The organism is Pseudomonas sp. GW821-FHT09C09, from assembly GCF_059418105.1.
Map to the genome: position 1 here is coordinate 590,784 of NZ_JBWKPF010000002.1, position 23,276 is coordinate 614,059.

General features: G+C 61.3%; 22 protein-coding genes. 14 read left to right on the forward strand and 8 right to left on the reverse strand.

Annotation, left to right across the window (positions count from 1 at the left end; all coding sequences use genetic code 11):
* Positions 1-11: 11 nt before the first annotated feature.
* Both AC07NR_RS07675 and AC07NR_RS07680 read right to left on the reverse strand, forming a co-directional pair.
* Positions 12-1,676 carry an AMP-binding protein gene (locus tag AC07NR_RS07675; RefSeq protein WP_495078258.1) on the reverse strand — a complete coding sequence of 555 codons (1,665 nt, stop codon included), beginning with the start codon at positions 1,674-1,676 and terminating at the stop codon, positions 12-14.
* 141 nt (positions 1,677-1,817) lie between these two features.
* Positions 1,818-2,834 (reverse strand): AraC family transcriptional regulator, encoded by a 1,017-nt coding sequence (locus AC07NR_RS07680; RefSeq protein ID WP_495078259.1) that lies wholly within the window; start codon positions 2,832-2,834, stop codon positions 1,818-1,820.
* Between the two features lie 219 nt (positions 2,835-3,053).
* Between AC07NR_RS07680 and efeU the strand changes: the two genes are divergently transcribed.
* Genes efeU through efeO (AC07NR_RS07700) form a run of 4 tightly spaced genes read left to right on the forward strand, consistent with a single transcriptional unit; the run spans position 3,054 to position 7,272 of the window.
* Positions 3,054-3,902, forward strand: coding sequence for an iron uptake transporter permease EfeU (gene efeU, locus AC07NR_RS07685; protein WP_248739800.1), 849 nt, complete (start codon positions 3,054-3,056; stop codon positions 3,900-3,902).
* An 8-nt stretch (positions 3,903-3,910) separates the two neighbouring features.
* Entirely contained in the window at positions 3,911-5,110 is a 1,200-nt protein-coding gene (gene efeO / locus AC07NR_RS07690; protein WP_495078260.1) for an iron uptake system protein EfeO, read from the forward strand.
* 17 nt (positions 5,111-5,127) lie between these two features.
* Complete coding sequence (gene efeB / locus AC07NR_RS07695) at positions 5,128-6,426, forward strand: iron uptake transporter deferrochelatase/peroxidase subunit (protein ID WP_119428205.1); 1,299 nt, start codon at positions 5,128-5,130, stop codon at positions 6,424-6,426.
* Positions 6,427-6,447: 21 nt separating this feature from the next.
* The gene (gene efeO, locus AC07NR_RS07700; RefSeq protein WP_085709988.1) at positions 6,448-7,272 is read left to right on the forward strand and encodes an iron uptake system protein EfeO; all 825 of its coding nucleotides are present in this window, start codon (positions 6,448-6,450) and stop codon (positions 7,270-7,272) included.
* 65 nt (positions 7,273-7,337) lie between these two features.
* Here efeO (AC07NR_RS07700) and pssA read toward each other — a convergent pair whose 3' ends face one another.
* Entirely contained in the window at positions 7,338-8,681 is a 1,344-nt protein-coding gene (pssA, locus tag AC07NR_RS07705) for a CDP-diacylglycerol--serine O-phosphatidyltransferase (RefSeq protein ID WP_423203528.1), read from the reverse strand.
* 205 nt (positions 8,682-8,886) lie between these two features.
* Between pssA and AC07NR_RS07710 the strand changes: the two genes are divergently transcribed.
* The 4 genes from AC07NR_RS07710 to AC07NR_RS07725 all read left to right on the forward strand — a co-directional run bounded on the left by AC07NR_RS07710 (position 8,887) and on the right by AC07NR_RS07725 (position 11,606).
* Positions 8,887-9,453: a TetR/AcrR family transcriptional regulator gene (locus AC07NR_RS07710; protein WP_096821489.1), complete on the forward strand. Its 567-nt coding sequence runs from the start codon at positions 8,887-8,889 to the stop codon at positions 9,451-9,453.
* Positions 9,454-9,505: 52 nt separating this feature from the next.
* Positions 9,506-9,985, forward strand: a complete 480-nt coding sequence (locus tag AC07NR_RS07715; protein ID WP_085709991.1) for a nuclear transport factor 2 family protein — start codon at positions 9,506-9,508, stop codon at positions 9,983-9,985.
* Between the two features lie 212 nt (positions 9,986-10,197).
* Complete coding sequence (locus AC07NR_RS07720) at positions 10,198-10,719, forward strand: hypothetical protein (RefSeq protein ID WP_248739804.1); 522 nt, start codon at positions 10,198-10,200, stop codon at positions 10,717-10,719.
* A gap of 107 nt (positions 10,720-10,826) precedes the next feature.
* Complete coding sequence (locus AC07NR_RS07725) at positions 10,827-11,606, forward strand: TSUP family transporter (protein WP_119428211.1); 780 nt, start codon at positions 10,827-10,829, stop codon at positions 11,604-11,606.
* On the opposite strand, the gene nudC is transcribed toward AC07NR_RS07725, so the two are convergent.
* The 3 genes from nudC to AC07NR_RS07740 form a co-directional block, all read right to left on the reverse strand.
* Positions 11,574-12,404, reverse strand: a complete 831-nt coding sequence (gene nudC / locus AC07NR_RS07730; RefSeq protein WP_248739806.1) for an NAD(+) diphosphatase — start codon at positions 12,402-12,404, stop codon at positions 11,574-11,576. The two genes, AC07NR_RS07725 and nudC, sit on opposite strands and share 33 nt — an antisense overlap.
* Positions 12,405-12,410: 6 nt before the next feature.
* On the reverse strand, positions 12,411-13,223 hold the full coding sequence (locus AC07NR_RS07735; RefSeq protein ID WP_248739807.1) for a crotonase/enoyl-CoA hydratase family protein: 813 nt from the start codon (positions 13,221-13,223) through the stop codon (positions 12,411-12,413).
* An 82-nt stretch (positions 13,224-13,305) separates the two neighbouring features.
* Positions 13,306-14,079: a class I SAM-dependent methyltransferase gene (locus AC07NR_RS07740; protein ID WP_495078261.1), complete on the reverse strand. Its 774-nt coding sequence runs from the start codon at positions 14,077-14,079 to the stop codon at positions 13,306-13,308.
* A 158-nt stretch (positions 14,080-14,237) separates the two neighbouring features.
* On the opposite strand from AC07NR_RS07740, the gene AC07NR_RS07745 reads away from it, so the two are divergent.
* From AC07NR_RS07745 to pncA, 4 genes are all read left to right on the forward strand, one after another.
* Positions 14,238-14,771 (forward strand): tetratricopeptide repeat protein, encoded by a 534-nt coding sequence (locus tag AC07NR_RS07745; RefSeq protein ID WP_495078262.1) that lies wholly within the window; start codon positions 14,238-14,240, stop codon positions 14,769-14,771.
* Positions 14,772-14,833: 62 nt separating this feature from the next.
* Complete coding sequence (locus AC07NR_RS07750) at positions 14,834-15,319, forward strand: RNA polymerase sigma factor (RefSeq protein ID WP_114886697.1); 486 nt, start codon at positions 14,834-14,836, stop codon at positions 15,317-15,319.
* Complete coding sequence (locus tag AC07NR_RS07755; protein ID WP_495078263.1) at positions 15,316-16,074, forward strand: anti-sigma factor family protein; 759 nt, start codon at positions 15,316-15,318, stop codon at positions 16,072-16,074. The genes AC07NR_RS07750 and AC07NR_RS07755 overlap by 4 nt, the downstream gene beginning before the upstream one ends.
* 50 nt (positions 16,075-16,124) lie before the next feature.
* Complete coding sequence (gene pncA / locus AC07NR_RS07760; RefSeq protein ID WP_495078264.1) at positions 16,125-16,751, forward strand: bifunctional nicotinamidase/pyrazinamidase; 627 nt, start codon at positions 16,125-16,127, stop codon at positions 16,749-16,751.
* Between the two features lie 39 nt (positions 16,752-16,790).
* Here the strand turns inward: pncA and AC07NR_RS07765 are convergent, their stop codons facing one another.
* Together AC07NR_RS07765 and AC07NR_RS07770 are read right to left on the reverse strand one after the other, a co-directional pair.
* Positions 16,791-18,092 (reverse strand): ATP-binding protein, encoded by a 1,302-nt coding sequence (locus AC07NR_RS07765; RefSeq protein ID WP_495078265.1) that lies wholly within the window; start codon positions 18,090-18,092, stop codon positions 16,791-16,793.
* Between the two features lie 4 nt (positions 18,093-18,096).
* Entirely contained in the window at positions 18,097-18,798 is a 702-nt protein-coding gene (locus AC07NR_RS07770) for a response regulator (protein ID WP_007960391.1), read from the reverse strand.
* A 183-nt stretch (positions 18,799-18,981) separates the two neighbouring features.
* Here AC07NR_RS07770 and AC07NR_RS07775 point away from each other — a divergent pair, with 183 nt between their 5' ends.
* Both AC07NR_RS07775 and AC07NR_RS07780 read left to right on the forward strand, forming a co-directional pair.
* Positions 18,982-20,139, forward strand: a complete 1,158-nt coding sequence (locus AC07NR_RS07775; protein ID WP_134827046.1) for an efflux RND transporter periplasmic adaptor subunit — start codon at positions 18,982-18,984, stop codon at positions 20,137-20,139.
* A 15-nt stretch (positions 20,140-20,154) separates the two neighbouring features.
* Complete coding sequence (locus tag AC07NR_RS07780) at positions 20,155-23,253, forward strand: multidrug efflux RND transporter permease subunit (protein ID WP_495078266.1); 3,099 nt, start codon at positions 20,155-20,157, stop codon at positions 23,251-23,253.
* Positions 23,254-23,276: the final 23 nt, after the last annotated feature.

Here is a 23,276-nt window from a genome sequence, read left to right on the forward strand (position 1 = left end):
GACTTCCTGATTCAAGCTGAAACGTTGTGCACCGCGGCCTCTTGAGCCTTGGCGATTTCCTGGTTGCGCAAGATAAAGCGCTGCAATTTGCCGCTCGGGGTTTTCGGCAACTCGCTGACAAATTCGATTTCACGGGGGTACGAATGCGCGGCCAGACGCTTGCGCACGTGTTGACGCAACTCTTCGGCCAGCGCGGGTTCCGCGCGGTATTGCGGGTTGAGCACGACGAAGGCTTTCACCAGTTCGGTGCGCTCCGGATCGGGCTTGCCGACCACCGCAGCTTCGACCACTGCCGGGTGCTCGATCAGGGCGCTTTCCACATCGAACGGGCCGACCCGGTAGCCGGAAGTGGTGATCACGTCATCACTGCGGCCGACGAAGCTGATGCTGCCGTCCGGGTTCCACTCGACGGTGTCGCCACTCAGGTAGTAATCACCGACGAAGGCCTTGGTCGGCACCCCTTCGTAACCGGCGAACCAGCACATCGGCGACTGTGTGCGGTCGATGGCGAGGATGCCGGGCTGGCCGACGCCGAGTTCGTTGTATTGATCGTCGAGCACCACGATGCGATGGCCCGGCGAAGCAAAACCGGCGGCGCCGAGGTGGATCGGGTGTTCCAGGCCGTGGTGGTTGCACAGGACCATGCCCAGTTCGGTCTGGCCATAGTGATCGTGAATGACCACGCCGAGGTTGTCGGCGAACCAGCGAATCACTTCCGGGTTCAGCGGCTCGCCGGCGCTGCTGACGATGCGCAGTTTGCCCTTGATCGATTTGGCGAACTCGTCACCGCCGGCAATCAGCAGGCGATAGGCCGTGGGCGACCCGGTGAGGTTGGTGATTCCGTATTTGTTGATCACCCGGCAGGTGCTCTCGAGGGTGAACGGACCATCGTAGAACGTGATCGGATGGCCCATGGACAACGGGCCGGTCACGCCGAAATAAATGCCATAGGCCCAGCCCGGATCGGCGACGTTCCAGAAGGCATCTTCCGGGCGCAGATCCACGGCATCGCGGGTGTAGCTCTGGAACGCGACGACAGCCTTGAGCGGCACCGACAGCGCTTTCGACGGGCCGGTGGTGCCCGAGGTGAACATCAGCAGGAACGGGTCTTCGCCGGTCAGCATCACCGGTTCGCAGACGCTGGAATGATTGGGCAGTTCGGCCCAGAAACTGAAATCACCCCGGACAATGCCCTGGCCTTTCGGGCCGCCGACGGTAACCAGCGTCGGGCAGTCGGCGACTTCACTGAGCTTGGGCCGGTTGACGGCGTCGGTGACCACGACTTTGGCGCCGGAGCTGTTCAGGCGATGTTCGAGGGCTTTGGGGCCGAACGCGGTGAACAGCGGTTGATACACCGCGCCGATGCGCCAAGTGGCGAACACGGTGATTAGCAATTCGATATTGCGCGGCAACAGACCGGCAACCTTGTCCCCTTTCTGCACGCCCTGGGCGAGCAGGAAATTGGCGAAACGCGCGGCCTTGTCCTGCAGGTCGCTGAAGGTGTAGGTCGCACTGGCGCCATCGCGACCTTCCCAGAACAGCGCGATGCGCCCCGGCAAGGCGTGGCGGTCACAACACTCGACGCAGGCGTTGAGCGCCTCGAGCGAGCCGCTGAGTGCGGCGTCCACGGTGTGCTGATAATTGAACTGTTCGGTGGCAGACAAGTAATCGCGCATTGCCAGAATCCCTCTGTGTTTTTATTAGGTCGGGGAACCGTAAACATCAGAGGAATACTCGCGCCGCACGCCGGTTGCGGCAATGGCCAAAGCCTTCAAAGTGGATGACTGGTTTGGCCAAGGTTTGCGTCGATTCGAGGATCAGACCGCCTCGTTGAGGATCAGGCTGCGGTAATGCCCCGGATTGGTCCCGGACCACTTGCGAAACGCCTTGTAGAACGAGCTCGCGTCGGCAAATCCCAGGCGTGTGGCGATGTCGACAAAACTGATTGAAGGTTCCGCCAGCCAGGTGATCGCCAGTTCCTTGCGCACGCTGTCCTTCAACCCCTGATAGGTCTGCCCTTCTTCCGCCAGACGCCGACGCAGGGTCGAGGCCGACATGCACAACTGCTGGGCCAGGGATTCGGTCTCTGGCCACTGCTCGGCGGGCAACTGCCGCAGATCCTGCTTGATCCGGCTGGCGAGGCTTTCCGGATCGCGGTACTTCACCAGAATGTTGGCCGGGGCATGGGCGAGGAAGCGTTTCAACTCCTCGGCACTGCGCTTGAGCGGCAGATCCAGCACCTCGGCGGCGAAAATCATCCGCGTACGCGGCCGGTCGAAGCGCAGGTTTTCGGAGAACATCACCCGGTAGTCATCGCAGAAATCCGGCGCCGGGCAGCGCAGCTCTATGGCCAGAATCGGAATCCGCCGTCCCGCCAGCCAACACGCCACGCCGTGGACGATCATCCAGTAAGTGAAATAGGTGAAGGCGCGGCGCGGCTCGGGGTCGTCCTCCAGCAGCACGATCTCCGCCAGACTTTGCTGGTGCACCAGTTGCGCCGGCATACGTTCAAGCATCAGCGACAGGAAATTCAGACCGGTACTCAATCCCGCAGCCAGGTTCGGCTGGGCCATCGCGCTGCGGCAGAGGAACTCCAGGCTGCCGGATTTCAGCTTGCGCGGGTCCATGCCAAAGAACTCGTCATCGCCGCGCCGCGCCAGCAATCGCCATAACCGCGCGTACTGGCTGGCCGGCACACGGGCGTCATCGGTGGCCAGCAGCGCCGGATCGATGCCGACCTTGTTCAAGACTTCTTCCGTGGCCACGCCCGGGGCACAACTTTGCTGCAGTGCTTCACGCACCAGTTGAATGGCGATGGTGTCTTTTTCCGACATGGATCGAGGCAAATCCTGTTGTTGTTCGAGTGGCTGGCATCTTAACGCAGCAGCCCGGACACGGCTCGCTTCATCCGGAATGGCCGTGACGCATTTGAGAATGGTTGATCTTCAAGCCTGTTCAGCTACCGTTCAGGTAAATGTCAATGACTGACATGTGAGAATGACTTTCATTATGTTACAACTTGTAACCTCATTTCGTTACACAGTGGATGCCGAATGCTCGTTCCCTTTCTGATCATGCTGCGTGAAGGCATTGAAGCCGCGCTGATCGTTGGCATTATCGCCAGCTACCTGCAACAGACCGGTCGTGGCCAATGGATGCCGGCGGTGTGGATCGGCGTGTTTCTTGCCGCTGCGCTGGCCTTGCTGGTGGGCGGTGGCCTGGAGCTCGTCAGCGCCGAATTCCCGCAGAAACAGCAGGAACTGTTCGAAGGCGTGGTCGGCCTCGTCGCCGTGGGCATTCTCAGCTCCATGGTGTTCTGGATGCGCAAGGTCGCGCGTTCGATCAAGCATTCGCTGCAGGCGTCCCTCGATCATGCGCTGACGGCGTCGAAACATCAGGTCATCGCGCTGATCGCCATGGTGTTTTTCGCCGTGGCCCGGGAAGGACTGGAAACGGTGTTCTTCCTGCTCGCCGTGTTCCAGCAGAGCGAAGGCCCGGGCGCGCCGATCGGTGCCCTGCTCGGCCTGATCCTGGCCATCGTCGTCGGTTTCCTGATCTACAGCGGCAGCATGCGCCTGAATCTGTCGGCGTTCTTCCGCTGGACCGGGCTGTTCATCCTCGTGGTCGCCGCCGGCATCCTCTCCAACTCGGTGCAGGCACTGCATGAAGCCGGCGTCTGGAATCACCTGCAAACCGTGCTTTTCGACTTCAGCGCAACGCTGCCGATGGACGGCCCGCTGGGCTCGGTGCTGGCCGGCATGTTCGGTTATCAGGATGCGCCGACCGTCAGCACCCTCGGCGCGTACCTGATCTATCTGGTGGTGGCGCTGGTGATGTTCTTCTATCCGGCTCCCGCCCCGGCGCCCAAAGCCGCCGCCTCGAATTCCGCTTCCAGTCAATAAGGGCCTCCATGTCAAAGCCTAATATTCCTCAGGCATCCCCTCCCCGCGCCTTGCGCTGGGCAGTGGCCGGTTCGGTGGTCGTGATGATCGCCGCCGGTGGCCTGTTCTACTACGCCTCGAAAATGGCTGCGGCCAAGCGTCAGCACAACCATGACGAAGTGGTGGTCAACATCCACCCCGGCAGTTGCGAGCCCAACGAGCTGAGCGTGCCGGCCGGCCGCGCCAGTTTCCGCATCGTCAACCGCTCCGACCGGGCGGTGGAATGGGAAATCCTCGACGGCGTGCTGGTGATCGAAGAGCGCGAAAACATCGCACCGGGCCTGAGCCAGGTGATCAACGCTAACCTGCAACCCGGCGACTACGCCATTACCTGCGGCCTGCTGAGCAACCCGCGCGGCGTGCTGCATGTGACGCCAACCGCTGCCTCCGATGCCGCCGCCAAGGCCAAGCCGTCGATGGTGGCTTTTGTCGGGCCGCTGTCGGAGTTCCGGGTTTATCTGGCCACCCAGGGCAGCGCGCTGATCAGAGCCGTCACGGCGTTGAATCAGGCGATTAACAGCGGTGATCTGGCCCAGGCGCAAGCGGCGTACCTGCCGGCCCGTGCCGCGTATCAGCGTCTGGCCCCGGCCGCACAACGCCTGGCCGAGCTGGACAACAGCATCAACGCCCGCGCCGATTACTTCGAGAAACGCGAACAGGATCCGGCCTTCGTCGGCTTCCATCGCATCGAGTACGCGCTGTTCCAGCAACGCAATCTCGACGGTCTGTCGCCGATTGCCGAGCGCCTGCTGGGCGACGTCACCACGCTGAAGCAACAGTTGCTGGCCCAATCGCTGCCGCCGGAGCAACTGGTGGAGATCCTCGTGCGCAACCTCAACACCCTGGCCGACGTGCGCGCCGCCAGCGGCGAAGAGGAACGCTACAGCCACGGCGACCTCAACGGCTTCGCGGCGAATCTGGAGACGGCGCACAAAGTCATCGAACTGCTGCGACCCCTGCTGACGAAATCCGCCGCCGACCTGCTGCCGAAGATCGACAGCGCGCTGACTGACTTCGACAACACCCTCAACGGCTTCAAGGTCAAGGACGGCTACGCGAGTTACGACACCGTCAGCGGTGAACAACGCAAACAGATCGCCGACAAGGCCAAGACCCTGGCCGACGCTCTCGACGGCATCGATCCCGCCCTCGGCCTCTCCGGCCTGTAAGTAGAAGACGAATACCGATGAACGATTCCGAACACTTCAACCTGCAACGCCGTCGCGTACTGATGGGCATGGGCGCCGCCGGCGTCGCTCTGGCCGGCACCGCCCTGAGCTGCCCGGCCATGGCCGCTGCGCCTGCACAAGTCACCGAAGCGCCGAGCAGTGACAAGACCCAGGATCACCACGATTTTCACGGCGTGCACCAGACCGGCATTGTCACCCCGCGCCCGGCGTCGGGCATGCTGGTGTCGTTTGATGTGCTGGCCAGCGACCGTGAAGACCTCGAACGCCTGTTCCGCACCCTCAACGAGCGCATCGCGTTCCTGATGAAGGGCGGCCCGGTGGCGCAGATCGACCCGAAACTGCCGCCGCCGGATTCCGGCATTCTCGGCCCAGTGGTCACACCGGACAACCTGACCATCACGGTGTCCGTGGGCGAGTCGCTGTTCGACGAGCGTTTCGGCCTCGCCGCCGCCAAACCCAAGCGCCTGATCCGCATGGTCGGTTTCCCCAACGATGCGCTGGAAGCCGATTGCTGCCACGGCGACCTGAGCCTGCAGTTCTGCTCCAACACCGCCGACACCAACATCCACGCCCTGCGCGACATCGTGAAAAACCTGCCGGACCTGCTGCTGGTGCGCTGGAAACAGGAAGGCAGCGTACCGCCGCAAGCCCCGGCCAAACCCGGTGTACCGGCGCAATCGGCGCGTAACTTCCTGGGTTTCCGCGACGGTTCGGCGAACCCGGATTCCAACGACGGCAAGGCCATGGATCGCATCGTCTGGGTGCAACCGGGCAGCGACGAACCGGCCTGGGCGGCCCACGGCAGTTATCAGGCGGTGCGGATTATCCGCAACTTCGTCGAACGCTGGGACCGCACGCCGTTGCAGGAACAGGAAAGCATCATCGGCCGGGTGAAAACCACCGGCGCGCCGATGGGCGCCAGCCATGAGACCGAAGTCCCGGACTACAGCAAGGACCCGGAAGGCAAGCTGACCAAGCTCGACGCGCACATCCGCCTGGCCAACCCGCGCACCGCCGCGAGTCAGGCCAACCTGATCCTGCGCCGCCCCTTCAACTATTCCAACGGTGTGAACAAGAACGGCCAACTCGACATGGGCCTGCTGTTCATCTGCTACCAGGCCGATCTGGAAAAAGGCTTCATCACCGTGCAGACCCGCCTCAACGGCGAGCCGCTGGAGGAATACCTCAAGCCGGTCGGCGGCGGTTACTTCTTCACCCTGCCGGGTGTTACGGGCGACAAGGATTTCATCGGTCGCTCGCTGCTCAACGCTACCCAACCAAAAACAACTGCATAGCATTCAACAGGAGCCGCCCCCATGAAAAAGACGCCCATCGCGTTATTGCTGACCCTTGGTCTACTCAACACCCCGCTGTCGGCGTTCGCGGCGACTGCACCGCTGGATCTGGTCGGGCCGGTTTCGGACTACAAGATCTACGTCACCGAGCAACTGGACCAGTTGGGCACCCACACCAAGCAATTCACCGACGCCGTGAAAAAGGGCGACCTGGCGACCGCGCAGAAGCTCTATGCACCGACCCGCGTCTACTACGAGTCGATCGAGCCGATTGCCGAGCTGTTCAGTGACCTCGATGCGTCCATCGACTCCCGCGTCGACGACCACGAAAAAGGCGTTAAGGCCGAAGACTTCACCGGTTTCCACCGCCTCGAGTACTCGCTGTTCTCGGAGAAGAGCACCCAGGGCCTGAACGATCTGGCCGACAAGCTGGATAAAGACGTGCAGGACCTGCAGACCCGCGTCGCCGGCCTGACCTTCCCACCCGAGAAAGTCGTGGGCGGCGCTGCCGCCCTGCTGGAAGAAGTCGCCGCCACCAAGATCTCCGGTGAAGAAGACCGCTACAGCCACACCGACCTCTATGACTTCCAGGGCAACATCGACGGCGCGAAGAAAATCGTCGACCTGTTCCGTCCGCAGATCGAGAAGCAGGACAAGGCCTTCGTGGCCAAAGTCGACAAGAACTTCGCCACCGTGGACAAGATCCTGGCCAAGTACAAGACCAAGGATGGTGGTTTCGAGACCTATGACAAAGTGAAGGACAACGACCGCAAGGCGCTGGTGGGCCCGGTCAATACCCTGGCGGAAGACCTGTCGACCTTGCGTGGCAAGCTCGGTCTGAACTGAGTTCCGCGCATAAAAAATCCCCCGGACGCGTTCTGCGCGTTCGGGGGATTTTTTGTTTTCCGGCGTTACAGAATCCGGTACAGCAACCGCTCGACCCGCACCCGGCTCACGCGCTTGAGGAACTTGGCCACCCCGGCCGGGTAGTCCGGCAAGGCTTCCAGATCCTGGAATCGCTCGATCCGCGTGGTGTGTTCGAAGATGTTTTCCAGCTCCAGACGGCGCGGCTCCAGCCACTCGCCTTTCGGGTCATCGATCAGCAGCGCGTTTTCCAGATCGAGCCGGAACGCCCGCGGGTTGAGGTTGTTGCCGGTCAGCAGCGTGTAGCGCTGATCGATCCACATGCCCTTGAGGTGATAGCTGTTGTCGCCCTCACGCCACAGATGCAGGTTCAACTGGCCGCTGTCGATGTTGCGCTGATGACGCTTGGCGAAACGGCGCAGGCTGATCTCGTACAGATACGGTAGCGCGGCGATCACCTTGAACGGCTCGCTCGGCGGAATGTAGAAGTCGTTGGCGGTCTTGTCGCCGACCACGATGTCGATCTTCACGCCACGGGCCAGCGCCCGGTTGATCTCGCGGATCACCCCCAGCGGCAGGTTGAAGTACGGCGTGCAGATGGTCAGTTGCTTCTGGGCGCTGGCGATCAGCTCCAGAATCACCCGGTTCAGCGGGTTGTTCTTGCCCACGCCGAGCAACGGGCTGACCGACAGGCCGGTATGCGCCGTGCTGCCGGCGCTGGTGTCGTACGCCGCGTATTTGAGACGGCTGCGCAGATCGCCGATGTCGTTGCGCAGGCTGCGGGTGGTCGGCAAGTGCGGCAGATCAAGACGATGCACCGCTTTCGATTCGATCAGGCCGTGCTTGACCAGATGGTGCATCGAGTCCGCCAGTTCGCGGCTCTGCAACACGTGATAACGGTCGAAGCGGTACTTGTCGAATTTGTGCAGGTAGACGTTGTTCAGGCTGGCGCCGCTGTAGACCACGCAATCGTCGATCACGAAGCCTTTCAAGTGCAGAACGCCGAACAGCTCGCGGGTCTGCACCGGCACGCCGTAGACCGGCACCACGCTCTGGTGGGTACGGGTCATCTCCTGATACCAGGCGGCGTTGCCCGGCTGCTTGCCGGCACCGATCAAGCCACGCTGGGCGCGCAGCCAGTCGACGACCACAACGATTTCAAGCTCGGGGCGCTTGAGTTTCGCGGCGTGCAAGGCATCGAGGATTTCCTGACCGGCTTCGTCGTTTTGCAGATAGAGCGCGACGAGGTAGATGCGCTGGGTCGCCCGGGCGATTTTCTCCAGCAGGCAACGACGGAACTCGGCGGCGCCGGACAGAATGGTCACGGCCTCGGCGGTCAGCGGAAAGCTGCGCAACTTGGGCAGCAGAGAGCGTTTGAAAAGCAACGGCATAGGGCTCGCAATGGGTCGAATCCGAAGAACCCGAGAGCTTACACCATCAACTCCTTCGGGTCTTGTGAGTGTCTGTAATAACTTCGTCGCCAGCAGCCTGATTCCCACGTGAATCACATTTCCAATGTGGGAGTGAGGCTGCTCGCGAAAGCCAATTCAAAATCAGCGCTTGACCAAGGAGAACGATCGTTCTACTGTTCGCCACATGAACGAAATCACCAGCAACGACACGACCCGCGACATCATTCTGGATGTCACCGAAAAGTTGATCTACAAAAGTGGCATTGCGGCCACCGGCATGGATCTTCTGGTGAAAACCGCCGGTGTCTCCAGAAAGAGTATCTACCGCTACTTCGCCAACAAGGAGGAGCTGACCGTCGCCGCCCTGCAGCGCCGCGACGTGCGCTGGATGCACTGGTACAGAAGCGCCGTCGATCAGGCCGAAACCCCGGCCGATCGCCTGCTCAACCTGTTTACCGTGCTCAAGGGCTGGTTCGCCTCGGAAGGCTTCCGGGGCTGCGCCTTCATCAATACCAGTGGCGAAACCGGCGATCCGCAGGATCCGGTGCGCCTGGTCGCCAAAGACCACAAACAGAAGCTGCTCGACTACGTGTGCGAGCTGTGTACCGAACATGGTGCCGAGGACCCGCAACTGCTGGCCAAACAGTTGCTGATCCTGATTGACGGCGCCATTACCGTAGCGCTTGTGATGGGTGATCACAGTGCCGCCGATAATGCGCAATGCATGGCGCGAAAGTTATTGGACCTGTAAAGCCTCAATAAGCGAAAAGTTGTTAAATCGTTAATTTGATCGGGAGACAAACATGTCTACTGCAGCCGAAGTGCGTCCGCCATTGCCACCCTTCAACCGTGAATCGGCCATTGAAAAAGTTCGCCTGGCCGAGGATGGCTGGAACTCCCGCGACCCGCAGCGGGTGTCGCTGGCCTACACCCTGGATACCAAATGGCGCAACCGCGCCGAATTCGCCAACAACCGCGAAGAAGCCAAGGCTTTCCTGACCCGCAAATGGGCGAAGGAACTGGATTACCGCCTGATCAAGGAACTCTGGGCTTACTCCGACACCCGCATCGCCGTGCGCTACGCCTACGAATGGCACGACGACTCGGGCAACTGGTTCCGCTCCTACGGCAACGAAAACTGGGAATTCGACGAGCACGGCCTGATGTTCCAGCGATATGCCTGCATCAACGACATGCCGATCAAGGAAAGCGAACGCAAGTTCCATTGGCCGCTGGGTCGGCGCCCGGATGATCACCCGGGGTTGTCAGAGCTGGGTCTGTAACTGCGGACCTCGCTACTTCCGGTGGAAGCACGGATGCTTCCACTTAATGCTTTTCCTCAGAAACAGAAGTCAGTCGCTTTTATCGCAAAAGGTACTAATGGACTGTCAGTAATGACAGTAGCAGCCATAGAGGATCTATCAAATCATTGCCATGCAGCCAGATTTGGCCGAATTAACGGCCTCTCCTCTACCCATGACAGTGAGCGACTGATATGACCCAGAAAAACATGGTTCCAAATGGTGATTTCAGTACCGGTGATTTCAGCAAATGGATTCCACAAGGTTACGACACACCTATATCCGTCGAACGCCACAACGGTAACTATGCCGCACGCTTGGTCGGTGGTAGAAACCAGGGTCAGAGTCTGGCAACCGAGACCTTTCAAATTCATCCGGGAGAGTTCGATTTCAGTTTCCAGATCCAGGCTCCCGATGCCGCCCCGTTGCAAGGCACCAAGGATCGACGAATTCACCTCCCAGTCCTCGGCAAAACCTCCAACCCTCTGTTTCACGCGCACATCTATTACACCCTTTGGGCGACCAATCGCAACACTGGTGAACATGAACTATGGCCCGAAGTGCGCTTTATCGATTCGCAAACAAGAACGATGACGCTCAAAGGCACTATCCGGCCCGGTTACGAGTGGTTAAGTGTTCACTTCGCCATTCCCAACGATTTCTTTGGAAACAAAGGGCCGTATTTCATCGACAACGTCTGGTTCTCGACTATGTAGCCACTGACATTCAGACATTATTGGATCGATGAGTATCCCAGTCGCGATGAACGGGTGTTACAGCTATGATGACCGCCCGTTCCTGCCCTGCCGAATAAGCCGATTCCATGCCTTTCGAACTCAGCGTTGACCTCACCACCCTGGCCGTTCTGGCCCTTGTCGCTTTCATTGCCGGATTCATCGACGCCATCGCCGGCGGTGGCGGTCTGTTGACCACACCTGCGCTGCTCACCGCCGGCCTGCCGCCGCATCTGGTGCTGGGCACCAACAAGTTGAGTTCGACCTTCGGCTCGGCCACCGCCAGTTTCACCTTCTACCGGCGCAAGCTGTTTCACCCACGGCAGTGGATGCACGCGATCATCGGCACCCTGGTCGGCGCGCTGACCGGCGCCATCGTCGCCCACTATCTGCCGGCGGAATGGCTGAACAAGATGCTGCCAGTGATCGTCTTCGCCTGTGGCCTGTACCTGTTGTTTGGCGGCACACCCAAGGCGCCTCTGGACAGCGACGCACCGATCAAGAAGAAGTGGCAATCGAGCCAGGGCTTCAGCCTCGGTTTCTACGACGGCGTGGCCGGCCCGGGCACTGGCGCGTTCTGGACCGTCAGCAGCCTGCTGCTCTATCCGATCGATCTGGTCAAGGCCAGCGGCGTGGCGCGCAGCATGAACTTCGTCAGCAACATTGCGGCGCTGTCGGTGTTCGTGTTTTCCGGGCAGGTGGACTGGATCATCGGCCTGAGCATGGGCCTGTCGGTGATGGTCGGCGCGTTCTTCGGGGCGCGCACCGCGATCAGCGGCGGCGCCAAGTTCATTCGTCCGGTATTCATCACCGTGGTGCTGGGGTTGACCGTGCGTCTAGCCTGGCAGCACTGGTTCAGCGTGGCCTAAGCGCCGCGCCACGTAGACGTCGATCAGGTAACGTGCAATCGATTTGGACGCCGGCAACGGCGGCAGATCGTGCACGTTGAACCACTGGGCGTCTTCGATCTCGTCTTCCTGACAGACAATCTCGCCGCCGGCGTATTCGGCATGAAAACCCAGCATCATCGAGTGCGGGAACGGCCAGCACTGGCTGCCCATGTACTGGATGTTCTTCACTTCGATGCTGACTTCCTCGCGCACCTCGCGAATCAGGCAATCCTCGGCCGACTCCCCTGGCTCGGCAAACCCGGCCAGCGTGCTGTAGACCCCGGTGACGAAACGCGGCGAGCGCGCCAGCAGGACCTCATCGCCACGGGTCACCAGCACGATCATGCTTGGCGAGATGCGCGGGTAACTGCGCAAGTCGCACGGCTGGCAATACATCGCCCGCTCCCGTGCCACCTGAGTCATGGGCTGACCGCAGTTGCCGCAGAAACGGTGTTCACGGGCCCACGTCCCGATCTGCGCGGCGTAGCCCAGCACTTTGTAGATCGTGTGATCGCCATCGAGCATGAACGCCCGCAAGCCTTTCCAGTTACAGCCCGGCACCTCGCTGGCGCTGCGCAGTTCCAGCAGGTAGACCGGCTCGCCATCGAGGTGACCGATACCGTGCTCGGCAAGGATCGACAGGTCTTGGCGCTTGAGCCATTCCCGGGGGAACAGCGCGCCATTGTCATCGAACAGAAAACCCTCGGGGCTGCGCGCGACGGCCCAGCCGCCGGGTTGATCGGTGTCCAGTACTGCGGTGGTCCAGCGAGATGTCATGGTTTCTCAATCCAGAAATTCGGGTTTCTGTTTGCTCATATGGGCGGCCATGGCCACGCGCAAGTCGGTGGATTGCAACATGGCGGCGTTCCAGGTGGCAACGTACTCCAGACCATCGTCGATACGGTGGTCGCGCATGTAGCTGATCATTTCCTTGGTGCCGGTGACCGCGATCGGCGACTTGCCGGCGATGTCCCGGGCAATGTCCATCACGCCTTCGATCAGGCTGTCCTTGTCGCTGTAGACGCGATTGACCAGTCCGATGCCGCGGGCCTCTTCGGCGCCAAAGGTGCGACCGGTGTAAGCCAGCTCACGCAGCATGCCGTCACCGATGATCCGTGGCAACCGTTGCAAAGTGCCGACGTCAGCCGCCATGCCGATATCGATTTCTTTAATGGAGAATTGTGCGTCTTCGGCGGCGTAGCGCATGTCGCAGGCCGCGATGAGATCGATCGCACCGCCCAGGCAATAACCCTGGATCGCCGCGAGCACCGGTTTGCGGCAATTGTCGACGGCATTGAACGAGGCTTGCAGGGTCAGGATCTTTTTGCGCAGCAGGCGTGCATTGCGGCCGACGTCCTTGCCCAGTTCATTGGCGACGCCGGCCAGCATCATCAGGTCGATGCCCGAGGAAAAGTGTTTGCCGGCACCGCTGAGCACCACCACCCGCACTTCGTCGGTGTCGTCGATCCACTGGAACACCTCGACGATTTCGCTCCAGAACGCAGCGTTCATCGAGTTGATCTTTTCCGGCCGGTTGATCTGCACATGAGCGATGTTGTCGGCCAGTTCGACGCTGAAGGCGGTGTATTGAGTCATGGCAGAAATCCTTTACCGGTCTGAAAATGAGGCCTGAACTATATCAAGGCCTCAGAACGGCGGTTCGGCCAAATGCAGGACTCTAGCCGCCCTTCACCGCCACGAACGCTGCGGTCTCGTAAGGCACGGTCATCACATCCCGACCTCGCAGTTCGGGATCGGACGCAACCAACGCCCGCAGCTGCTCATCGATCCGCGCACGTTCTGTATCCGGCAGCGCCGCGATGAAACTGGTGGAGCGCACCCGGTTGAAAATCACATCTTCCGGCGAGCCGGTATGACCATGGTGAAAATGTTCGGCCTGCAACGGCCCGAATGCCGGATGCGGGAACACTTTGCGCCAGGCGCCGGTGTAGTAACGCGGCGTGTCACCTTCCCGGGCGTTGACGATGGCATCGAGCTTGGGCACCCAGCCGACCCGGGTATCGCGCAGGTTCCAGATCAGCCCGAGCTTGCCGCCGGGCTTGAGCACCCGGGCGATTTCGTCCAGCGCCTCGGTGCTGGCGAACCAGTGAAAGGCCTGGGCGCAGACCACCGCGTCCACCGAAGCGTCGGGCAGCGGCAAATCCGTCGCCATGGCGCTCACGGCCAGCACATCGGGCCAGTTGGCAGACAGTTTTGCCAGCATCTGCGCCACCGGCTCCACGGCAATCACCTGGGCACCGGTCGCCACCAGTCGTCCGGTGAACTTGCCGGTACCCGCGCCGAGGTCGATAACAGTCTTGTGGCCGTCCAGGTCCAGTGTTGTCGTCAGCCAATCGGTGACCGCCGGCGGATAGTCCGGCCGGCCTTTGACGTAGGTTTCCGCTGCGGTCTTGTAACCGGCGGCAGCGGAGTGGTGAACCTGATCTTTCATGGCGCAACTCCCGGGGTAGAACGGCGGATTGACGACAGACGACACGAGCATAGCCCGCGACTTTGAGCTTTCCTTGAATGGCACCTGACAAAGCAATGAATAAAACTTCACCTTGCGGTGTTCAACGTGACACATGACCCCACTATGGAGCCTTGCCCATGACTATCCGTTCCGTTATGTTCGCCGCCCCGTTGCTGATGGCCGCCATGTTGTCCAGCTCTTTGGCCCTGGCCCACGGTGATGAAGACGAGCCGGTGCAGAAACCCAACTGCCCGAAAGGTCAGGTGTACGACAGCAAAACGCAGAAATGCGTGACGCAGACCAGCAGCCTGGTACCGGATGCCGACCGCACCGACTACGCCTATCGTCTTGCGAAGGACGGTCGCTATGAAGAAGCCCTGGCCTTGCTCGACACCCTGAAACAGCCGAACACCGCCAAGGCCCTCAACTATCGCGGTTACGCCACGCGCAAGCTGGGCCGCACCGACGAAGGCATCGGTTATTACCTGCAATCGGTGAAGCTTGATCCGCAGTACGCGCAAGTCCGCGAATATCTGGGCGAGGCTTATGTCATCAAGGGTCGGGTCGATCTGGCGCAGGAGCAATTGCAGCATATCCAGAAGATCTGCGGCACGACCTGCGAGGAATACCGGGACCTGGCCGAAGCCATCAACGATTCATCGAAAACCTGACACGACACGCGGAGGCGAACATTTTCAGCGATCAGGCATTCAGAGCCGAACTCGGACAACACCTGGCGCGCTTGTGGCGCTACGGCTTGCTGCTGTCGCGCAATCGGCACGTGGCCGAGGATCTGGTGCAAGCCACTTGCGTGCGGGCGCTTGAACGTTCAGGCCAGTACGTAGCCGGCACGCGCATGGATCGCTGGCTGCTGAGCATCCTGCATTCGATCTGGCTCAATGAAGTGCGCGCCCGCCGGGTGCGCCAGGGCCAGGGTGTGGTGGACGCCGACAGCCAACTGACGTTCGACGGCGAATACGCCGCACAGACCCACGTCATGGCGGCACAGGTGATCCGCCGCGTCGATGCGCTGCCGGAGACCCAGCGCGAAACGGTCTATCTCGCCTACGTCGAAGGACTGTCCTATCGCGAAGTCGCCGAGATCCTGCAAGTGCCGATCGGCACGGTCATGAGTCGCCTCGCCACCGCCCGCCTGAAACTGGCCGAATACCCACCGCTGCATGCGGTACCGAACACCCCCGCAGGAGACCGGCAATGAATACGCCTTCCGACGAGCAACTGGTGGCGTATCTGGACGACGAGCTCGACGGCGAACAACGCAGCCAGCTCGACAGTCTCATCGCCGACGATCCGCTGCTCAATCTTCGGGTACAGTGGCTGAGCCGCAGCAACCTGCCCTATCGCGACGCCTACGATGAGCTGGCACGACAGGCACCGCTCGATCGCCTGCAAGCCCGGCTGGATGCCGCGCCCTCCCCGCAACGCCCCGGCTTCAGTCGTCGCTGGTTCATCGGCACAGCAGCAGCGGGCATGGTGCTCGCGGGCGTCGCGGCGGATCGGTTGTTCCTCGGCTGGCAAGCGCAGCAATCGCATGGCTGGCGCGAGCGGGTGGGCGATTACATGGCGCTGTACGTGCCGCAAACCCTTGAACATCTGGCCACCGACGAAGCCTCGCAACTGGCGCAGTTGCGCACGGTTGACGCTCGACTGGGCCTGAACTTGTCGCCCGCGAAGCTGAAACTGCCCGGTGCGCAGTTCAAACGTGCGCAACTGCTCGAATACGACGGCGTGCCGATTGCGCAGATGACTTGGCTCGATGCGACCCATGGCCCGCTGGCACTGTGTGTCACGCGGTCCAACAGCGGCAGTCAGGCGCTGGCCCATGAGCGTCGGCACGGGATGAACGTGGTGTACTGGACCGAACGTGAGCACGCGTGGATGCTGATCGGGCATAACCCGCCGGCCGAGCTCGAAGAGATGGCGAAAATGTTTAAGACCCGGCTGAACGTTTAAAGAATTTTGTCACTATGCTGCCTGGGTGATTTTTCAAGAAGGATGGATTCATGCCGATTTCGCCACGCACAGCCCTGCTGGTCATCGACGTACAGAACGATTTCATACCGGGCGGCCAACTGGCCGTGCCCGAGGGCGACCGGATCGTTCCGCTGATCAACCGTCTCGCCGAACAGTTCAAGCAAGTGGTCATTGCCCAGGACTGGCATCCGGCGGGTCATGCCTCATTTGCCTCCAGCCATCCCGGTCGCCAGCCTTACGACGTGATTCAATTGCCGTACGGCGAGCAAACTCTGTGGCCGGATCACTGCATTCAGGGCTCACGCGGCGCCGAGTTTCACTCGGGACTCAATCTGCCCCACGCTCAACTGATCATCCGCAAGGGCTGCAACCCGGACATCGACAGCTATTCGGCGTTTCTGGAAGCGGACCGGACGACCACTACCGGGCTGGCGGGATATCTCAAGGAACGCGGCATCGACACGGTGTACATGGTCGGGCTGGCGCTGGATTTCTGCGTGATGTTCTCCGCGCTGGACGCACGGGCGGCGGGGTTCAATACCTTTGTGGTGCTGGATGCCTGTCGGGCGATCGATATGAATGGATCACTGGCCTCGGCGATAGAACGGATGCAAGTGGCCGGGGTCGGGTTGATTCAATCCACTGAATTGCTCTGATCACGGATCGCTCCCGCGCCATACGCGGGAGCGATCGAATCAAACCGGAGTCGGCAACCAAAGCCTGAACCGCGCCCCACCCAACGGCGAACCTTCCACCGTCAACGTCCCGCCCTGGGCTTCCAGCGCCCGACGGCTGATCGCCAGTCCCAGGCCAAACCCGCCAGTGGCCCGGTCACGGCTGCGATCCAGCCGATAGAACGGCTCGAAAATTCGCTCCCGCTCGTCTTCCGGAATGCCGATGCCATCGTCATCCACCCAGATCTCACAGCCCTTCGGGCAGACCTGCACACCGATCTGAATGCGTTTTTCGCAATAGCGCATGGCGTTGCGCAGCAGGTTCTGAATCGCGCGAGCCGTCAAACGCGGGTCGAGGGAGAAGCGTTCCAGTTGATTGTGCAGCAACACATCAATGACGATTTCCGGTGATTCCAGTTCTTCGTCGACGCTGCCCAGAATGCTGTCGATGAACTCGTCCAGCGCCACTTCGACCTGCTCCGGCAAGCGCGCCGGGTTTTGCAGGCGGCTGTAGGACAGCAGCTCCAGCACCAGCTCATCCAGTTCACGAATGTGCGCGACCAGACCTTGCAGGCGTTCACGACTGGTTTGTGGCAAATCATCGGACAGCGCCAACGCCAGTCCGAAGTCCAGTCGGGTCAGTGGTGTACGCAGCTCATGGGACACAGCGTTGAGCAAGTCACGCTGTTGATTGAGCAGGTTTTCAATGTCGCCGGCCATGGTGTCGAAGACGTTGGCCAGGCTGCCGATGTTCGAACTCGAGCCGATTTGCGTACGTTCGCTCAGATGGCCTTTGCCGAAACGCTCGGCGGTGCCCTTCAGGCGTTCCAGGTCACGCCAGTGCGGACGCAGCCAGAGCAGCAGGCACGCCAGCAAACTCGCACCGATCAGAACGTTGATGCTCCAGTACAGCAAGTTCACGTCCATCGGATCCGGCGGCACCACCATTTGCACGGCGACCTGGTCGTTCAGCGGTGTCACCGCCAGCGTACGCCAGCCCCAGTCGCCGATGCGCACCACGTTTTCACCACGGCGCAGGCGTTCTTGCTCGATCGGGGTGAAGTCGGCGTTATCGATACGGGCGAGGACGATGTGCAGCGGCTGGAAGTCCTTGTCCATCGCAGCGGCGACCGCCGGCCACTGATCCTGCGGCACCGCGCGAAACTGCTTGGTGATCAGCGATTGCAGGCCCCGGGAATAGTCGAGGTTGTAAGTCACGAAGCGATCCCTGAACGCCATTACCACCAGATCCGGCACCAGATAGATTGCCGCGCTGTAGGAAACGATCGTCACCAGATAAAGGCGAAACAGGATTCTGAACATCGACTCAGCATTCCCACTCGGAACGGCTGAACAGATAACCCTTGCCCCACACGGTCTTGATCTTGCGCGCTTCGCCCGCGTGGTCGTCGAACTTGCGTCGTAGCTTGGAAATTGCCACGTCCACCGAACGGTCGGTACCGTTGAACTCTATGCCGCGCAGGCGTTGCAGGATCTGGTCGCGACTCAGCACTTCACCGGCATGACGGGCCAGTACCACCAACAGGTTGTACTCGCCGCTGGACAGCTCCACCGGTTGTTCGCGCCAGGTCACGGTGCGTTCGGACAAATCAATGCACAGATTGCCCATCAGGATGCGGTCGTTGGCGGTCATCGGTTCGCCGAGGCTGCTGCGGCGCAACAACGTGCGTACTCGCGCTAGCAAGACCCTTGGCTCACAGGGCTTGGTGACGTAATCGTCGGCGCCCATTTCAAGGCCCAGCACCTGATCGTGGCTGTCGTCGCGGGCGGTAAGCATCAGGATGGGTAGCGTTGCCGAGTCGGCGCGCAACAGGCGACAGACCTGCAAACCGTCGAGGCCCGGCAGCATCAGGTCGAGAATCACCAGGTCCGGCGGATTGAGCCGCGCCCGTTCGCGCACATGGTCGCCCCGGCCGATCACGCTGACGGAATAGCCGTTGCGCTCGAGATAGCTGGAGATCAGTTCGGCGAGGGCGGTGTCGTCTTCGACCAGGAGGATGTTGGGCATTGAGGTGTCCAGAGCGAGCGATAGCGACGGTCATGTCGCAATAAATTTCAAGGCGTAAAGGATATACGCCCTCACTCGTCCCTGAGCAAAACCCTTACACAATTTCACACAGCACCTACAAAGCTTCACCGCTACCTTCGGCACCTGGCCGTAGGATGCGCAGATCAATATTGGGGGTTGTACATGTCGAAGAATCTGCTGGCCGGGCTCGGCCTGATCGCATTGGCGCTGACGCTGAGTGCCTGTGGTAAATCCTCGAGCACTGAGGAACAGGCGCCACCGGCCACCGTGCGGGTCGAAACCCTTGAGGCACGCCCCCTGTCGATCAGCAGCGAACTAAGCGGGCGCATTGCCGCACCGCGCATTGCCGAAGTCCGCGCCCGGGTCGCCGGCGTGGTGCTGCAACGCACCTATCGCGAAGGCAGCGATGTGAAAAAGGGCGACGTGCTGTTTCGCATTGACCCGGCACCGTTCAAGGCCGACCTGGACAGCGCCGAAGCCGCCCTGCGCAAAGCCGAGGCCAATGCGTTCCAGGCAAAACTGCAGGAGCAGCGCTACGCCCAGTTGATCGACGACAAGGCCATCAGCGCTCAGGACTACGACAACGCCCGCGCCAACGCCCGGCAGACCGCCGCCGACGTCGCCGCCAACAAGGCCGCTGTAGAACGGGCGAAACTGAATCTGGGTTACGCAACCGTCACTGCGCCGATTTCCGGTCGTGTCGGTCGTGCCCTGGTCACCGAAGGCGCACTGGTCGGCCAGAACGAAACCACGCCCATGGCGCTGATCCAGCAACTGAACCCGATCCACGCCGACCTCACCCAGTCGACCCGTGAATTGAATGAATTGCGCCGGGCCTTCCGTTCCGGCCAGTTGCAGCAGGTCGGCCAGGATCAGGTCAAGGCCACGCTGATTCAGGACGACGGCAGCCTCTATCCGCTGCCGGGCAAGTTGCTGTTCAGCGACATCACGGTCGATCCGGGCACCGGGCAGATCGTTCTACGCAGCGAATTCCCCAACCCGGACCTCGATCTGCTGCCCGGCAGTTATGTTCGCGTGCGTCTTGAACAAGGCGTGATCCAGCATGGCCTCACCGTGCCGCAACGAGCCGTGCAACGTGACAGCGCTGGAGTCGCGCAGGTGCTAACCGTCGACGATCAGATGCGTGTCGCCCTGCAACCCGTGCAACTGGGCGCTGTGCAGAACGACCGCTGGATCGTCACCGGTGGCCTGAAGGCCGGCGACCGCGTGGTCATCGAAGGCCTGCAGCACGCCCGCCCCGGCGAAACCGTGCAGATCGACGACACCCCTCTTCCACTTGCCCAGACCTCTGGTCAGTAAGCAGGACGCTCTTCTATGCCGCAGTTCTTTATCGACCGCCCGGTGTTCGCCTGGGTCGTCGCATTGTTCATCCTGTTGGCCGGTGCGCTGGCCATCCCGCAATTGCCGGTGGCGCAGTACCCCGACGTCGCACCGCCGCAGATCGAAATCTATGCCGTGTACCCGGGCGCCTCGGCGCAGACCGTCGACGAAAGCGTGGTCAGCCTGATCGAGGAAGAGCTCAACGGCGCCGATCACCTGCTGTATTTCGAATCGCAGAGCAGTCTGGGCAGCGCCACGATCAAGGCCACGTTCCAGCCGGGCACCAACCCGGAGCTGGCGCAGGTCGATGTGCAGAACCGCCTGAAAGTGGTCGAGTCGCGCCTGCCGCAAGCGGTCAATCAGCAAGGCTTGCAGGTGGAGAAAGTCTCCGCCGGTTTCCTGCTGCTGATCACCCTGACTTCCAGCGACGGCAAGCTCGACGACGTAGCGCTCAGCGATTATCTGGCGCGCAACGTGATGAACGAGATCAAACGCATCGACGGTGTCGGCAAGGCCCAACTGTATGGCGCCGAGCGGGCGATGCGGATCTGGGTCGATCCGCAGAAGCTGATCGGTTTCAACCTGACGCCGGCCGACGTCAACGCCGCCATCGTCGCGCAGAACGCCCAGGTTTCGGCGGGCAGCATCGGCGATCTGCCAAACCCGAGCACCCAGGAAATCACCGCGACGATTCTGGTCAAGGGACAACTGTCGACGCCGGAAGAGTTCGCCGACATTGTGCTCAAGGCCAACCCGGACGGCTCCACCGTGCGCATCAAGGATGTGGCGCGGGTCGAGATCGGCAGTCAGGAATACCAGTTCGGCACCCGCCTGAACGGCAAGCCGTCCACCGCCGTCGGCGTGCAACTGTCGCCGGGCGCCAATGCCCTCAGCACCGCAACGTTGATCCGGGCGAAGATGGATGAACTGTCGCGCTACTTCCCGGCGGGCGTGGAATACAAGATCCCCTACGACACTTCGCCGTTCGTGAAGGTCTCGATCACTAAAGTGGTCTACACCCTCGGCGAAGCGATGCTGCTGGTGTTCGCGGTGATGTTCCTGTTCCTGCAGAACATCCGCTACACGCTGATCCCGACGCTGGTGGTGCCAGTGGCGCTGATGGGCACCTTCGCGACCATGCTCGCGCTGGGTTTCTCGATCAACGTGCTGACCATGTTCGGCATGGTGTTGGCCATCGGCATTCTGGTGGACGACGCCATCGTGGTGGTGGAGAACGTCGAGCGAATCATGGCCACCGAAGGCCTGTCGCCGAAAGAAGCAACGCGCAAGGCGATGACCCAGATCACCGGCGCGATCATCGGCATCACGCTGGTGCTGGTGGCGGTGTTCATTCCGATGGCGTTCATGCAGGGTTCGGTGGGCGTGATTTACCGGCAGTTCTCGCTGTCGATGGCCACCTCGATCCTGTTCTCGGCTTTCCTCGCCCTGACCTTGACCCCGGCGTTGTGCGCAACCTTGCTCAAGCCGATCGCCAAGGGCGAGCATCACGAGAAGACCGGGTTCTTCGGCTGGTTCAACCGCCGCTTCGAGCAACTGACCGATCGCTATCAGGGCTGGGTCGGTTACGCGCTGAAACGCACCGGTCGTTATCTGCTGATCTACGTTGTGTTGCTGGTCGGCCTGGGCCTGTGCTTCGCGCGCCTGCCCTCTTCGTTCCTGCCGGTCGAAGATCAGGGTTACACCATCACCGACATCCAGTTGCCGCCGGGCGCGACCAAGAATCGTACGGTACAGGTCGCCGAACAGCTTGAGGCCCACAACAACGGTGAGCCGGGCATCAGTGACAGCGTGGTGATCCTGGGTTTCAGTTTCTCCGGCAGCGGGCAGAACGCCGCACTGGCCTTCACCACACTCAAGGACTGGTCGCACCGTGGCAGCGACGACTCGGCAAGCTCGATTGCCGAGCGTGCCAACATCGCCCTGAGCCAGATCAAGGACGCGATGGCATTCTCTGTACTGCCACCGCCAGTTGACGGTCTCGGCACTTCCAGCGGCTTCGAGTTCCGTCTGCAGGATCGTGGCGGCCTCGGTCATGCGACCCTGATGGAGGCGCGCACCCAACTGCTGGAAGCCGCCGAGAAAAGTCCGATTCTGATGAACGTCCGTGAAAGCGCACTGGCCGAAGCGCCGCAAGTGCAGCTGGAAGTGGACCGCAAACAGGCCAACGCGCTGGGCATTTCCTTCGCCGACGTCGGCAACGTGCTGTCCACCGCCATTGGCTCTTCCTACGTCAACGACTTCCCCAATCAGGGGCGGATGCAACGCGTGGTCGTACAGGCCGAAGGCGACCGTCGCAGTCAGGTCGATGACTTGCTGAAGATGCACGTGCGCAACGACGCCGGGAAAATGGTACCGCTGTCGGCATTCGTCCGAGCCACCTGGACTCAGGGCCCGGCGCAGCTGACCCGTTACAACGGTTACCCGGCAATCTCGATTTCCGGCGAACCGAAACCCGGCCACAGCACTGGCGAAGCCATGGCGGAGATCGAACGTCTGGTAGCGCAAGGGCCGAAAGGCATGGGTCAGGAATGGACCGGTCTGTCGTTGCAGGAACGTTTGTCCGGCAGCCAGGCGCCGATTCTGCTCGGCCTCTCGTTGCTGATCGTGTTCCTGTGTCTGGCGGCGTTGTACGAGAGCTGGTCGATTCCGACTTCGGTGCTGCTGGTGGTGCCGCTCGGGGTGCTTGGCGCAGTGCTGGCGGTGACGTTGCGCGGGATGCCCAACGATGTGTTCTTCAAGGTCGGCCTGATCACTATCATCGGTCTGTCGGCGAAGAACGCGATCCTGATCATCGAGTTTGCCAAGAGCCTGTATGACGAAGGTCACGATCTGATTGATGCCACGCTGCAAGCGGCGCGTCTGCGGTTGCGGCCGATTGTCATGACGTCGCTGGCGTTCATTCTGGGCGTGGTGCCGCTGGCGATTGCCACGGGCGCGAGTTCGGCGAGCCAGCAGGCGATTGGTACCGGGGTGATTGGCGGGATGATTACCGCAACATTGGCAGTGATATTCGTGCCAGTGTTCTTCGTTGTCGTGATCAAGCTTGTGCGCCGGTTCACCAAGCCTGATTGATTGCTCCCGGCGCGGTGGCCAGA